We start from the raw sequence: 14,652 nt of genomic DNA, 5'->3' as shown, positions 1-14,652 counted from the left end.
CATAATGAAACTATTAATTTTAGGCAACCATACCTGTGGGAACCGTGGGGATAGCGCGATTCTGCGCGGTTTGCTGGATGCCATTAACGCGTTGCGTCCTGAGACTGAAGTGGATGTTATGAGCCGTTATCCGGTGAGTTCTTCATGGTTGCTGAACCGCCCGGTGATGGGCGATCCGCTGTATTCGCAGATGAAGCAACACAATAATGCTGCGGGCGTTATGGGACGCGTGAAGAAAGTGCTGCGTCGTCGCTATCAGCATCAGGTGCTGCTCTCGCGTGTCACCGATTCCGGTAATCTGCGCAATATCGCGATCGCCCAGGGGTTTACCGATTTTGTTCGTCTGCTGTCGCGCTACGACGCCATTATCCAGGTCGGCGGATCGTTTTTTGTCGATCTGTATGGCGTACCGCAGTTTGAACATGCCCTGTGTACGTTTATGGCGAAAAAACCGCTGTACATGATTGGCCACAGTGTGGGGCCATTCCAGGATGAACAGTTTAATCAACTGGCGAACTACGTTTTTGGACACTGTAATGCATTGATTTTGCGTGAATCCGTCAGTCTGGATCTGATGAAGCGCAGTGCAATAAACACGGATAAAGTCGAAACCGGGGTAGATACCGCTTGGCTGGTAAACAACCATGATGAGGATTATGAGCCTGGTTATGCCGTGCAGCACTGGTTACACATGGCGGCAAAACAGAAGACCGTTGCCATTACTCTGCGTGAGCTGGCTCCTTTTGATAAGCGTCTGGGGACAACGCAGCAGGCCTATGAGCAAGCCTTTGCCGGGGTAGTAAACCGCATCCTTGATGAAGGTTACCAGGTGATAGCGCTGTCAACCTGTACCGGTATTGATAGTTACAACAAAGATGACCGCATGGTGGCGTTGAACCTGCGCCAGTATATTAACGACCCGGGCCGTTATCACGTGGTGATGGATGAACTCAACGACCTGGAGATGGGGAAAATTTTGGCTACATGCGATCTGACGGTGGGGACTCGTTTACACTCGGCCATCATCTCGATGAATTTTATGACGCCAGCCATCGCCATTAATTATGAGCATAAATCGGCAGGTATCATGCAACAACTGGGGTTAGCAGAGATGGCCGTCGATATTCGCCATCTGCTCGAGGGCAGCCTGGAAGGAAAGGTCGCCGATGCTCTCGGACAGCTACCTGAGCTGAACATACGTCTCGGCGATGCGGTTAGGCGTGAGCGTGAACGTGGGGTGAACATGGTGCAATCGGTTTTAACGCGTATTGAGGGGGAAAAATGAAGGTTGGCTTTTTCCTGCTTAAATTTCCGCTCTCATCCGAGACCTTTGTACTCAATCAGATTACCGCATTTATCGACATGGGCTACGACGTGGAAATTATCGCGTTGCACAAGGGCGATCTTGAAAATACCCATGCTTCATTTAATACCTACCGTCTGGGTGAAAAAACGCGCTGGTTACTGAATGAGCCGAACAGCAAACTGGCGAAGCTTAAGTATAGGGCAGTGGCGGCCCTGCGCGGTATTACCCGCTCAGCCACCTGGAAAGCGCTGAATGTTTCACGCTATGGCGATGAGGCGCGCAATCTGATTTTGGCGGCCATTTGTGGCGCGAACCCGCGGGCGTTTGAAGCGGATGTGTTTATCGCTCATTTTGGACCCGCAGGCGTAACGGCCGCCAAGCTGCGTGAGCTAGGGATGATCCGCGGCAAAATCGCCACGGTATTTCACGGCATTGATGTTTCGCATCGGGATGTGCTTGCCCACTACACCCCTGAATATCAGCAGCTGTTTGAACGTGGGGATTTGATGTTACCTATCAGCAACCTCTGGGCCGGACGTTTAAAAAACATGGGATGCCCGCCGCAAAAAATCGCGGTCTCGCGCATGGGAATCGATATGACGCGCTTTACGCCCCGCCAGTTGAAATCGCCAGCCGCACCGCTGGAGATTATCTCTGTCGCCCGGTTAACTGAGAAAAAAGGACTGCACGTCGCCATCGAAGCTTGTCGTCAGTTGAAAGAGCAGGGCGTTGCATTCCGTTATCGCATCCTTGGCATTGGCCCCTGGGAGCGTCGTCTGCGTACGCTAATTGAGCAATATCAACTTGATGATGTGATTGAGATGCCAGGCTTTAAACCCAGTCATCAGGTGAAGGAAATGCTTGAGCAGGCCGATGTTTTTGTGCTGCCCTCAATTACCGGAAGGGATGGCGATATGGAGGGGATCCCGGTGGCGCTGATGGAGGCGATGGCGGTGGGCATCCCGGTGATTTCCACCGTCCATAGTGGGATCCCTGAACTGGTCGAGTCGGGCAAGTCTGGCTGGCTGGTACCGGAAAACGATGCGCAGGCGCTGGCCGAGCGATTAGCGGCATTTAGCCTGCTCGACAGTGAGCAGGTGCAGCCGATTGTGCAGTGCGCGCGAGAAAAAATTGCAGCTGAATTTAATCAGTTAGCGATCAATAAACAGTTAGCCAGTCTGCTGCAAACGATGTAAATCGAGGTTGTATGTCAGAGAAAAAACTCTCACGCCGTACTTTTCTGGCGGCAGGTTCTGCGCTTGTCGTGCTGCATTCTCCCGTTGTTCAGGCGCTAGAATCACCGGGCAGCGTCAACATTCAGGATTACAACCCACAGGATTGGGTGGCCTCTTTCAGGCAGGCGTTCAAAGAAGGACAAACGGTCGTCGTACCAACAGGGCTGGAATGTAAGGATCTCAATACCGCCATCGTTATCCCACCAGGCAAAACGCTACTCCTGCAAGGGCGAATAAGTGGCAATGGCCGTGGGCGTTTTGTTCTGCAGGATGGATGCAAGGTGATGGGCGAGCAGGGCGGGAGCCTGAGGAACGTTACCCTCGATGTGCGGGGGTCGGACTGTGTGATAAAAGGGATTGCCATGAGCGGTTTCGGTCCGGTGACGCAAATCTATATCGGCGGTAAAACCTCGAGGCTGATGCGTAATCTGATTATCGATGATATTACCGTCACGCGTGCTAACTATGGCATTTTGCGTCAGGGTTTTCATAATCGAATGGACGGCGTAAAGATCACGAACAGCCGTTTTAGCGATTTACAGGGTGATGCTATCGAGTGGAATGTTGCGATAAACGACAGCAACATCCTCATTTCTGACCATGTCATTGAACGTATCAACTGTACTAACGGCAACGTGAACTGGGGCATTGGCATAGGTCTGGCGGGGAGTACCTATGACAATAGCTATCCCGATGAACTGGCGGTAAAAAACTTTGTGGTAGCGAACATCACCGGCACCGACTGCCGACAGTTAGTCCATGTGGAGAACGGCAAACACTTTATTATTCGTAATATTACCGCGCGAAATATCACCCCGGATTTGAGTAAGAAAGCGGGCATTGATAATGCGACGGTCGCTATTTACGGATGTGATAATTTCGTAATTGATAATATCAATATGGAGAATAGCGCAGGTATGCTCATTGGTTACGGCGTAATCAAAGGGCGTTATTTATCCATTCCACAAAACTTTAAGTTAAATAATATCCATCTGGATAACACGAAACGTGAATACAAATTGCGCGGTATTCAGATCTCCTCTGGTAATGCGACTTCATTTGTGGCGATTACCAATGTGGAGATGAAACGTGCCACGCTTGAGTTGCATAACCAACCACAGCACCTTTTTTTACGTAACATCAGGGTTATGCAGCAATCCGCGACGGGACCCGCACTTAAGATGCACTTCGATCTCCGTCAGGATGTGCGCGGCAAGTTTATGGCAAAACAGGACACATTACTCTCGCTGGCGAATGTCCATGCGGTAAACGAAACCGGGCAAAGCTCAGTTGACATCGACCGGGTAAACCATCAGGTGGTGAATGTCGAAGCGGTGAATTTTCGACTCCCGGGACGGGAGCGGTAACTTTGCGACCATTCCTGGCTAAAGTGACACTCCCTGGGATTAAGATTACTGCATTGCGAAGTTAAGCGGCGTAACATACGCTGCATCGGAGTAATGTAATTCATACTGGCTAAAACAAGCTAAAAAGCTATAATTCAGCAACAATTGAATAGGTGAATGACTTAATGATTAATTTGAAAGCAGTTATTCCGGTAGCAGGTCTGGGGATGCACATGTTGCCTGCCACGAAGGCAATCCCTAAAGAGATGCTACCGATCGTAGACAAGCCGATGATTCAATACATTGTCGACGAAATTGTAGCTGCAGGTATCAAAGAAATCGTGCTGGTGACTCATGCGTCTAAGAACGCGGTTGAGAACCACTTCGACACCTCTTACGAACTCGAATCGTTGCTTGAGCAGCGTGTTAAGCGCCAGCTATTAGCCGAGGTGCAGTCTATCTGTCCTCCTGGCGTGACTATTATGAACGTTCGTCAGGCTCAGTTACTGGGCCTGGGTCATTCAATTCTTTGTGCTCGTCCAATTGTTGGGGATAACCCTTTCGTCGTCGTATTACCTGATGTGGTTCTTGATACAGCGAGCGCGGATCCGCTGCGCTACAACCTGGCTGCCATGGTTGCTCGTTTTAATGAAACCGGGCGTTGTCAGGTGCTGGCTAAGCGTATGGAAGGCGATCTGTCTGAGTACTCTGTTATTCAGACCAAAGAGCCTTTAGATAATGAAGGCAAAGTCAGCCGTATTGTTGAATTCATTGAAAAACCAGACCAGCCGCAGACTCTGGATTCCGATCTGATGGCAGTAGGGCGCTACGTGCTTTCTGCTGATATCTGGGCAGAACTGGAGCATACCCAGCCAGGTGCCTGGGGGCGTATTCAGTTGACGGATGCTATTGCTGAGCTGGCGAAAAAACAGTCTGTTGATGCGATGCTGATGACTGGCGACAGCTACGATTGCGGTAAAAAAATGGGATATATGCAGGCGTTTGTAAAGTACGGACTGCGCAACCTGAAAGAGGGCCCGAAGTTCAGGGATCAAATTTTAAAACTGCTGAGCTAATGCCACTGCTACTTTCATTGCCTACGATTTGAACCGGGTATCGCAGTAGTATATGTAAAGAGTAATGATTTGTCTGATACCCGCAGCATGCTGCTACAACTGTTTTTTTATAAATTTCAAATACTAAAAAAGGTAGATCGGTAAGAAATTACAGGTCCGCCGTAGGACATTTTTCTTGTCTACACAGTGAATAAATAAGAGAATATTCGGTCGAGATATTCCTTAATTCGTTGAGGGTTATCAGCAATTTGTTTGCCCAACATAAAATGAGCAGTGCCCTGGTAGCTGTAGAGCCAGTGCGGTAGCGTGCCCATTTGTCATTGAGCTACGATGAAACTCTTTCGTTGGTTTAGTATAACGCATTGATATTTAAGGACCTAAGATGTTACTTCCTGTGATAATGGCCGGTGGTACCGGTAGTCGTTTATGGCCGATGTCGCGCGAGCTCTACCCAAAACAGTTTCTTCGCTTGTATGGACAGCGTTCAATGCTGCAAGAAACAGTGCTCCGCCTGGATGATGTCGATGCACGGGAACCGGTAGTCATTTGCAATCAGGAACACAGATTTCTAGTTGCCGAGCAACTAAGACAAATTAATAAGCTCTCGCATAATATCATTCTTGAACCCGTTGGCCGCAATACTGCGCCAGCAATAGCGCTGGCAGCATTAAGTGCAATAGAGAATGGTGATGATCCAATTCTTCTGGTATTAGCCGCAGATCACATAATTAACAATAAGCCGGCATTCCACCAGGCTGTAAAGTCAGCATTTAAATTTGCCATGCAGGGGCGCCTTGTCACATTTGGGATTGTACCAACTGGTGCAGAAACAGGTTATGGCTATATTCATCGCGGCCAGGAAGAAGTCCTTGGCGAGAATATCGCTTACCAGGTCAGCCGTTTCGTAGAAAAACCGAACAAAGAAACTGCGGAAAGTTATTTAGCCTCTGGAGAATATTACTGGAATAGCGGAATGTTCATGTTCCGTGCGAAGAAATATCTTGAAGAGCTGGAAAAATTCAGACCTGATATACTTGAGTCCTGCAAGGCGGCTATCCGTGGTTGCAAAGATAGCGATGAGTTTATCAAGATTGACCGTGATCTGTTTATCGCTTGTCCGGATGAGTCAGTGGATTACGCGGTCATGGAAAAAACAACAGATGCTGTCGTAGTCGGACTTGATGCTGACTGGAGTGATGTGGGTTCCTGGTCAGCATTATGGGAAGTAAGTCCTAAAGATAAAAAAGGTAATGTGCTGACGGGCGATACCTTCATGCATAATGCAAACAATTGCTATATCAACACGGATGAAAAATTGGTTGCAGCTATTGGCGTTGATAATCTGGTAATCATTAATACAAAAGATGCCGTACTGGTCGTCGATAAGGATCAGGTACAGGATGTCAAGAAAGTTGTTGAATATCTCAAAGCCAATCATCGCAGTGAGTATAAACGTCATCGAGAAATATATCGCCCATGGGGACGATGCGATGTTGTTGTACAGACCGAACGCTTCAATGTAAACCGTATTACCGTTAAACCTGGCGCGGCATTCTCAATGCAGATGCATCATCACCGGACCGAACACTGGGTTGTGCTTTCTGGCACCGGTGAAGTGACAATTAAAGATCAGAAATTCCTGTTGACTGAAAACCAATCAACCTTTATTCCCATCGGAGCACAACATCGACTGGAAAATCCGGGCAAGATTCCATTGGAACTGCTTGAGATCCAATCCGGCTCCTATTTAGGGGATGACGACATTATTCGTATTAAAGACCAGTATGGTCGTTGCTAATTTTTGAAGGTATAAAGATTTATGTCCAAGCTGACTTGTTTTAAAGCCTATGATATTCGTGGAAAATTAGGTGAAGAATTAAATGAAGACATTGCATATCGTATTGGTCGAGCCTATGGTGAATTCCTGAAACCTAAAACAATCGTGGTAGGTGGCGACGTTCGATTAACCAGTGAGAGCCTGAAACTGGCATTGGCTGATGGTCTGATGGATGCGGGTACAGATGTCCTCGATATTGGTTTAAGCGGGACGGAAGAGATCTATTTTGCAACTTTCCACCTTGGTGTAGATGGCGGCATCGAAGTTACCGCCAGCCACAATCCGATGGATTATAACGGGATGAAACTGGTTCGCGAAAATGCGAAACCTATTAGTGGCGACTCAGGATTACGCGATGTTCAGCGTTTAGCCGAAGAAAATAATTTCGCGCCTGTTGATGTCCAACTGCGCGGAAGCTACAAGAAGATTTCTATCCTTGACGCTTATGTCGATCACTTAATGGGCTACATTGATTTCGCGAACTTCACTCGTCCAATGAAGCTTGTGGTTAACTCTGGCAATGGTGCTGCAGGCCATGTCATTGACGCAATTGAAGAACGTTTTGTTGCTGCTAATGTTCCCGTTACATTTATTAAAGTTCATCACCAGCCGGATGGCACTTTCCCTAACGGGATCCCTAATCCTCTGTTACCAGAATGCCGCAAAGACACTGCCGATGCTGTTAAAGAACATGGCGCAGATTTAGGAATCGCATTTGACGGCGATTTTGACCGTTGCTTCTTGTTTGATGGGGAAGGGCAGTTTATCGAAGGCTATTATATCGTCGGTCTGTTAGCCGAAGCATTCTTACAAAAAGAACCCGGCGCGAAAATCATCCATGACCCGCGATTGACCTGGAATACTATCGATATTGTGACTAAAGCTGGCGGCACTCCGGTGATGTCTAAAACGGGGCACGCCTTCATCAAAGAGCGTATGCGTAAGGAAGATGCGATCTACGGTGGCGAGATGAGCGCACATCACTACTTCCGCGATTTTGCATATTGCGATAGTGGGATGATTCCGTGGCTACTTGTAATAGAAATGCTCTCTATAGGACAGACTAGTTTAGTGTCTGTAGTACGGGAAAGAATTAAAACATATCCTTGTAGTGGTGAGATAAATTTCAAGCTAAATAACGCTAATGACATCATAGAGATAATTAGGAATAAATACTCAGAATGTAGTGAATTTGAGCATGACATTGATGGTCTAACCCTTGAGTTTATCGATTGGCGCCTTAACATCAGAACATCAAATACAGAGCCTGTACTACGAGTAAATATAGAAAGTCGTAATTCGGATGATGTGATGAAAAAGAGAACTGCGGAGATTTTGAATTTAATTCGAGGTTTGAATTGATGTTAGGTATAATATTTTCTGCATACAGATATAAAGACTTCATTGTTAATAGCATAAAACGTGACTTTAAAAGTAGATACCAAACTAGTATGTTGGGGGCTGCATGGTTGGTCTTACAACCATTATCAATGATAATTGTATATACTGTAATATTTTCTGAAGTAATGAAAGCTAGAATGCCTAATAACTCTGGGGCTTTTGCATATAGTATTTATTTATGTGCCGGACTTCTGACATGGGGGTTGTTCTCGGAGCTGTTGAGTCGGCTAATAAATATTTTTGTAGACAATGGTAATTATTTAAAGAAAATAAACTTTCCGCGTATTTGCTTGCCAATCATTAGTATTGGAGTGGCATTTTTAAATTTCTTAATAATATTCTCATTATATATTATATTTTTAATTGTTACTGGGAATTTTCCTGGGTTTGTTATATTTTATGTAATACCATTGCTGGCATTGCAAATTGTATTTGCCTTTGGTCTGGGTCTGACTCTAGGTGTGTTAAATGTATTTTTCCGTGATGTGGGGCAGTTCATGGGAATATTGTTGCAGTTTTGGTTTTGGTTTACGCCTGTAATCTATTTGATTTCAATTATACCAGAGTGGGCGCGAAAATGGCTATATTTGAATCCAATGACAGGTTTAATAACAGGATATCAAAATATTTTTGTTTATCATACAGTTCCTGATTGGTCGGGGTTGATAATAGTAACGATATTAGCAGTAGGATTTAGTATTATTGGCTATTATCTTTATCATAAACATTCAGGTGAAATGGTTGATGAGCTCTAAAACTATTATTACTGTTGATCATATCAGCAAAACATATAAAAGTTATACAAATAAGAAACACCGTTTGCTAGAGTGGCTTGCTTTGGGTAAGCGAAAATATCACCGTGAAATAAATATTCTATCAGATATCTCATTTGATGTTAGCGAAGGAGAATCAGTTGGTATCCTTGGCATGAACGGTGCTGGGAAAAGTACGCTTTTAAAGATTATAACTGGTACAACAAAACCAACTCACGGCCACGTGAATGTAAGTGGTAGGGTGGCAGCTTTACTTGAACTTGGGATGGGCTTTCACCCTGATTTCACGGGTAAAGATAATGTTTATATGTCAGGACAGTTAATGGGTCTAAGCACCGTCCAGATTGAAGAAATGATGCCAGAAATTGAAGCGTTTGCTGAAATAGGTGATTATATTGATCAACCAGTAAGAACTTATTCATCTGGTATGCAGATCAGATTAGCATTCGCTGTTGCAACAGCAGTTCGTCCCGAGTTGCTTATTGTCGATGAGGCTCTATCGGTAGGGGACGCATATTTTCAGGCAAAATGTTTCAATCGAATTAGGAATTTCAAGAAAAAAGGTACGACTTTGCTAATCGTATCTCATGATCAGGCTGCAATTGCTAATATTTGTTCTCGGGCAATATTGTTAGATAAAGGTTGCATTGTTGCTGATGGTAAACCAGCTGATATAATGAACTTATATAATGCAAAATTATCTAAGACAGCTGAGAAAAATGAGATAAAAGTAAAAGATGGTAAATCTGAGTCAGGAAATAAAAAAGCAATAATTGATGGGTTTTACATTGAAAAAGAAGATGGCACTAAAACTGATCTGGTTGAGGTTTCAGAATCATGTTCGCTATGTTTTGCAATAACAAATTTTTCTGTATCAAAAGGTTTGACTTTGGGATTTCATATTAGAGATCGTCTAGGCAATATAATATTTGGAACAAATACATTAGCTCATGATATAGATCTGACTAATATTGGACCAAAATTAGTTAGATTCAAATTGGATATGAATATAGGCATCGGAGAATATAGCATCTCAGCAGCTCTTCACAAAGAAAGAGACCATTATGAAGAGTGTTTCCATTGGTTGGATGGGCTAGGTACCTTCAATGTGATCGCACCAGGCAAGATATTTGTGGGTAGTGCATGGCTGAAAAATGAATGTTCAGTCGATACTAAGTGAGGCCAAAATGTTTAATTTTATTAGAGAAGTAAAAAACCGATTAAATAGCGTTGCTGAATCTATATTTAACTTAGAACGTTCTGTTCTGGGCAAAATGAGTGATAGTGAAGCTAAAATTGAAGAGATAAAGGTCTTACATGAATCGCTTAACTCAAAAATCGAGAAGACCGATGATATTGTTAGAGCAGTTCAAGGGCGTATTGAATTTGTCCGTGAAGAATTATTGTTTGAAATGCGAGCAAAAGACAATTCATTCAAGGATAGAGCTGAACGAAAGATAGAAACAAAGGTTTTATCTGATAAAAAATTCACCGAAGATGGCATACGTAAGATAAATATTGGTTGTGGGCATATTCAACCGGTAGGGTATATTAATGTTGATGCTAGAGAACTTCCAGGTATAGATGTAATTTGTGATGCAAGTGAATTGCCTTTTGAGGATGGTTGCTTGGATGAAATTTTTTCGTCGCATCTTATCGAGCATTTTACTGAATTTGAGTTAATGAGGAAAATTCTGCCACACTGGAAATCGAAATTAAAAGTAGGTGGAAATATTAGAGTTGTGATGCCAGATGCCGTCAGTATGATAAATGATTATGTACATGGGAATATGTCTTTTGATGATCTGAAAAAGGTGACTTTTGGTGCTCAAGATTACGAAGGTGATTTTCACTATAATATGTTTTCGATAGAGTCATTGACAGAACTTCTAATTAAATCTGGTTTTCATGATGTTGATATAGTTGAGAGTAACAGGAAGAATGGTCTTTGCCGTGAAATGGAAGCTTTAGCAAGAAAATAGAGAAATAAAATGAATGATACCAAAATTAATGATATTAATGATAAGCTTATTACTTCCATTTATACCGCAAGAAGCGATAGGGTGTTGTTCGAAAAAGATATTGTAAATAAATTACCTGATGATTATAAATTTCTGTTCAAATATAAAAATTTTGATATTAACCAATTGATTAGTTTAAGTGAGGGTAATTATAAGCAAGTATTAACGATTCTAATTACAAAACAAACGGCAGAATCTGTTAAAGGAGGATGGTTTATTAATCGGTTTATTGATAGGCCATACTTTTATATATTAATATTATCAGTTCATCCTGAGTCAAAAGTTAAAGTTAATGGTATCGCAAAATATACCGCAGTCAAAATACTTCGGAAGAATAGATATTTATTTGATATTGCTAGAAAAATCTATAACAGAATGAGAGGCTGAGGTGTATAGTCATTTTAAAGGGCGGTTTATTCAAGTTATTGAATCTCTGGATATGTATGATGCTTGCTCTAATCATGTCGTTCACATAGATGAATATGTGAGAAAAAAAATTGGAATACAAGCAGAGATTTATGTCAAACACGTTCATCCTGATCGCAAGCATCTGGTTAAATATATTGACCATTTAGACTCATCAGATGAAGATATTGTTTTTTTTCACTTTTCTGCATTTTCTGAATATTGTGCAGAAAAGGTTATTACAGCATCTGGGTTGAAAGTTCTTCATTATCATAATATAACGCCTCACTATTTCTTTGAGAAAAATACTTTCCTTTATAATTTGTGTAAGAAAGGACGTAATCAGTTAAAGGATATAGTCAATCATTTTAGTTTTATTACGGGTGACAGTAATTACAACCTAGAAGAAATCATTACATTAGGGTTTGAAAAAAGTAAGACACAAAAACTGCCAATAATAATAAATGAGATATCTAATATAGGCACAGGCAACATTGCTAACATTGCTAACATTGATTCAGATAACATTATCTTCGTTGGGCGTATTTGTGAAAATAAATGTCAACATAAGTTGATTGAATTCTACAATGATTATATCAAAAATAATGAAATTGGAAGGTTATATCTTGTTGGTAAGTATGATACCTCTTCATCGTATTATAAAAAAATTATTAACCTTATTCGTGAATTAAAGATTGAAGATAAGGTTATTCTTACTGGCCCTGTGTCAGAAATACAGTTGTATGAGTATTATAGCAAATCAAAATGTTTTATTTCATTTAGTGAACATGAAGGTTTTGGTGTGCCACTACTTGAGGCTGCACAACATGGTATTCCAGTGCTGGCATTCAATGAGGCCGCAGTATCAGAAACATTAGAATGTTCTCCGGGAGTTTTCAGTTCAGTAGACGAATTATATAAGATGGTTGATAAAGTGTTTACTGAAAATGATTTCAGGAAAAAAATTATTAACCATCAAGAGAATGTACTAAAAAATAATAGTCTTCAGGCTTGGGGTGAAAGTGCTGATTCATTTTTTAAAAAAATTATTCCTGAAAAAGAATTATTTAAAAAAATATCAGTTGTTATTTGCACATTTAATCGATGTGATTATCTTGATAGATGTTTAGATTATTTAACTAAAAGCTACAGCAATGTCTTCGAAGTAATTGTAGTTAATGGACCATCTACAGATGAAACAGAGTTTGTTCTTAATAAATGGAAAGATAGAATTAAAATAAGGACGAACTCAGAAAGGAATTTGTCACGCTCAAGAAATATTGGTATTGAAGCGTCGTCGGGAGAACTTGTGGCATTTATTGACGATGACGCAATACCTTTTCTCGATTGGTTTGATATTATACTGAACTATTTCAACAGTACCCATAATTTTGTCGCTGGTGTCGGTGGGCCAACATATTATGCAGGCTCTCTAAAGTTTCAGGCTGAAGATATTTTTGTTGATACATTCGGCAGTAGTATTATAAATCCTGGCAAGGACGTGAAGAGCAATCCCGAGTATAGGCGTAGTTTGTTAGGGACGAATTCAGTATTTAGACGCGATTATCTTGTCGAAGTCGGTGGGTTTGACGAGGAATATGATTATTATCTTGACGAAACGGATGTCTGTTTCAGGCTAATTAGAAATGGTTACTTGATTAATCATTGTGAAGAAGCATATCTTAGACATGAGTTTGCACAAAGTGAAAATAGGGTTAACAAGTATAGCTATAACTGGCGTTCAATAGTTAAGAATATAGTTTATTTTTCACTTACGTATTCTAGTGGTGAAAAATATGAAGTTCTCAAGGAGCTTAAAGCCATTATAGAAAGAGATAGGATTGGTTATTTAAGAGATGGGCTAAGTAAGTCTGAAATATCACAATTAGAATTCAATGCTTATGTGGATGCTATATGGGACGGCTTTAATGCTGGCGTGAAAGCATTTGATGTTGAACCTAAATTATTGAGTTCCACTTTTATTGATAATTCATTCAAACAATTTAAAAACGATAAATTTAATCATACTAAGAAACACATAGTCGTTGTCAGTAAGGAATTTCCTCCCTTTACAAAATCAGGTGGAATCGGTACTTTATATTATAATTTAGTCAGTGAATTTATTTTGGCTGGACATTATGTCACGGTAATCATTCAGAGTGAAACATCTTCGACATATGAAGCTGGTCGATTTAAGTTAATTTCACTATGTCAAAACACCCACTGTGACTTTTTTGTTGCAGATTCTGCAATAGCGAACGAGATTTTAGATTGGTCTAAAAGAGTTGCAATAGAAATTGATGCACTCAATGAGATCCATCCTGTTTCTGTAGTTGATTCTTGTTTATGGGATTCTGAGGTTTATGCATTTAGCCTGATTAGTAAAGAACTAAATATCCCTCTTGTTGTCCGTTTAGTTACGCCGTTGCTTGTTGCAAATGAAATGAATAAATGGAATATGAGTTCTATTGATTTGGATTATCTAAGCTCTTTTGAAAGAACAGTGGTCGAAAGAGCCGATGCGGTTATTCCAATTAGTGATTCTATAAAGGAAACCTTCAAAGCCAAATATAAACCATCAGAAGATATTAGATACTCAAAAATAAATGCTGGTTTAGCTTATTGGCCTATGTACGATATATCTAGTGGTTATCAAAATTTTGGCGAAAAATTATCGTCTTTAAATCATAGGCTTAAAGGGAAAAAGGTTTTTCTCTTTATGGGCCGTATTGAGTTGAGAAAAGGTATCGATATATTTTTGGATGCCATAGAAAAGGTTAATAGCATTGAGGACGTCCGCAATTGTTGCTTCGTCATTGCTGGTAGTGCTGTTATTGATGTGAATAAAATGATCATAGAACGTTTTGCTGGTAACTATAATGTTGTCTACATAGGTGCCGTTAGTGATGCGGAACGAGAAAAGTTATATGCTGCTAGCGATGTTGTTGTATTCCCATCAAGATATGAATCGTTTGGGCTTGTACCTTTAGAAGCATTTGTGCATGGGAAACCTGTTATCGCAAGTAATGCCGGCGCAATCCCTGAGGTTGTGATCGATAATGAATCAGGGCTGATTTTCGACGATGGTTCGGCAGACAGTTTAGCCTCAAAAATCGAACAGCTAATTAATGATGATAAATTATATCATACATTGAGTATCGGAGCGTTGAAGCGGGTTCGCGAACTTTCCTCGTATAACTCTGCTGAGCAATCTATCCAGCTTTATAATTCCTTATGTAAATGAAGGTGTTT

The 14,652-nt window shown here is 41.6% G+C and carries 11 protein-coding genes; all 11 read left to right on the top strand.

The window, feature by feature from the left end:
- The first annotated feature begins 4 nt into the window (after positions 1 to 4).
- Positions 5 to 1,285, top strand: a complete 1,281-nt coding sequence (gene wcaK, locus WC7_RS11250) for a colanic acid biosynthesis pyruvyl transferase WcaK (RefSeq protein WP_016153579.1) — start codon at positions 5 to 7, stop codon at positions 1,283 to 1,285.
- Positions 1,282 to 2,502: a colanic acid biosynthesis glycosyltransferase WcaL gene (wcaL, locus tag WC7_RS11255; RefSeq protein WP_016153578.1), complete on the top strand. Its 1,221-nt coding sequence runs from the start codon at positions 1,282 to 1,284 to the stop codon at positions 2,500 to 2,502. Before wcaK ends, wcaL begins: the two co-directional genes overlap by 4 nt.
- 11 nt (positions 2,503 to 2,513) lie before the next feature.
- On the top strand, positions 2,514 to 3,908 hold the full coding sequence (wcaM, locus tag WC7_RS11260) for a colanic acid biosynthesis protein WcaM (RefSeq protein WP_016153577.1): 1,395 nt from the start codon (positions 2,514 to 2,516) through the stop codon (positions 3,906 to 3,908).
- Between the two features lie 164 nt (positions 3,909 to 4,072).
- Complete coding sequence (gene galF / locus WC7_RS11265; RefSeq protein ID WP_016153576.1) at positions 4,073 to 4,963, top strand: GalU regulator GalF; 891 nt, start codon at positions 4,073 to 4,075, stop codon at positions 4,961 to 4,963.
- 382 nt (positions 4,964 to 5,345) lie between these two features.
- The gene (locus tag WC7_RS11270; protein WP_016153575.1) at positions 5,346 to 6,761 is read left to right on the top strand and encodes a mannose-1-phosphate guanylyltransferase/mannose-6-phosphate isomerase; all 1,416 of its coding nucleotides are present in this window, start codon (positions 5,346 to 5,348) and stop codon (positions 6,759 to 6,761) included.
- A gap of 21 nt (positions 6,762 to 6,782) precedes the next feature.
- Positions 6,783 to 8,162 (top strand): phosphomannomutase CpsG, encoded by a 1,380-nt coding sequence (cpsG, locus tag WC7_RS11275; RefSeq protein WP_016153574.1) that lies wholly within the window; start codon positions 6,783 to 6,785, stop codon positions 8,160 to 8,162.
- On the top strand, positions 8,162 to 8,956 hold the full coding sequence (locus WC7_RS11280; RefSeq protein ID WP_016153573.1) for an ABC transporter permease: 795 nt from the start codon (positions 8,162 to 8,164) through the stop codon (positions 8,954 to 8,956). Before cpsG ends, WC7_RS11280 begins: the two co-directional genes overlap by 1 nt.
- Positions 8,946 to 10,154: an ABC transporter ATP-binding protein gene (locus WC7_RS11285; RefSeq protein ID WP_032947111.1), complete on the top strand. Its 1,209-nt coding sequence runs from the start codon at positions 8,946 to 8,948 to the stop codon at positions 10,152 to 10,154. Before WC7_RS11280 ends, WC7_RS11285 begins: the two co-directional genes overlap by 11 nt.
- A 7-nt stretch (positions 10,155 to 10,161) precedes the next feature.
- Entirely contained in the window at positions 10,162 to 10,956 is a 795-nt protein-coding gene (locus tag WC7_RS24875; RefSeq protein WP_016153571.1) for a hypothetical protein, read from the top strand.
- Between the two features lie 9 nt (positions 10,957 to 10,965).
- Positions 10,966 to 11,382 carry a hypothetical protein gene (locus WC7_RS11290; RefSeq protein WP_016153570.1) on the top strand — a complete coding sequence of 139 codons (417 nt, stop codon included), beginning with the start codon at positions 10,966 to 10,968 and terminating at the stop codon, positions 11,380 to 11,382.
- 1 nt (position 11,383) lies between these two features.
- Complete coding sequence (locus WC7_RS11295; protein ID WP_016153569.1) at positions 11,384 to 14,644, top strand: glycosyltransferase; 3,261 nt, start codon at positions 11,384 to 11,386, stop codon at positions 14,642 to 14,644.
- Positions 14,645 to 14,652: the final 8 nt, after the last annotated feature.

Origin of the sequence: Citrobacter sp. KTE151, from assembly GCF_000398845.1 — a bacterium.
GTDB classification, from domain to species: Bacteria; Pseudomonadota; Gammaproteobacteria; order Enterobacterales; family Enterobacteriaceae; genus Citrobacter; species Citrobacter braakii.
This window is presented reverse-complemented; position numbering and strand designations above follow the sequence as displayed.

Excerpts from the sequence above, each read along its gene's own strand:
- wcaK (WP_016153579.1), top strand. The coding sequence starts at position 5 with ATGAAACTATTAATTTTAGGCAACCATACCTGTGGGAACCGTGGGGAT.
- wcaL (WP_016153578.1), top strand. The coding sequence starts at position 1,282 with ATGAAGGTTGGCTTTTTCCTGCTTAAATTTCCGCTCTCATCCGAGACC.
- wcaM (WP_016153577.1), top strand. The coding sequence starts at position 2,514 with ATGTCAGAGAAAAAACTCTCACGCCGTACTTTTCTGGCGGCAGGTTCT.
- galF (WP_016153576.1), top strand. The coding sequence starts at position 4,073 with ATGATTAATTTGAAAGCAGTTATTCCGGTAGCAGGTCTGGGGATGCAC.
- WC7_RS11270 (WP_016153575.1), top strand. The coding sequence starts at position 5,346 with ATGTTACTTCCTGTGATAATGGCCGGTGGTACCGGTAGTCGTTTATGG.
- cpsG (WP_016153574.1), top strand. The coding sequence starts at position 6,783 with ATGTCCAAGCTGACTTGTTTTAAAGCCTATGATATTCGTGGAAAATTA.
- WC7_RS11280 (WP_016153573.1), top strand. The coding sequence starts at position 8,162 with ATGTTAGGTATAATATTTTCTGCATACAGATATAAAGACTTCATTGTT.
- WC7_RS11285 (WP_032947111.1), top strand. The coding sequence starts at position 8,946 with ATGAGCTCTAAAACTATTATTACTGTTGATCATATCAGCAAAACATAT.
- WC7_RS24875 (WP_016153571.1), top strand. The coding sequence starts at position 10,162 with ATGTTTAATTTTATTAGAGAAGTAAAAAACCGATTAAATAGCGTTGCT.
- WC7_RS11290 (WP_016153570.1), top strand. The coding sequence starts at position 10,966 with ATGAATGATACCAAAATTAATGATATTAATGATAAGCTTATTACTTCC.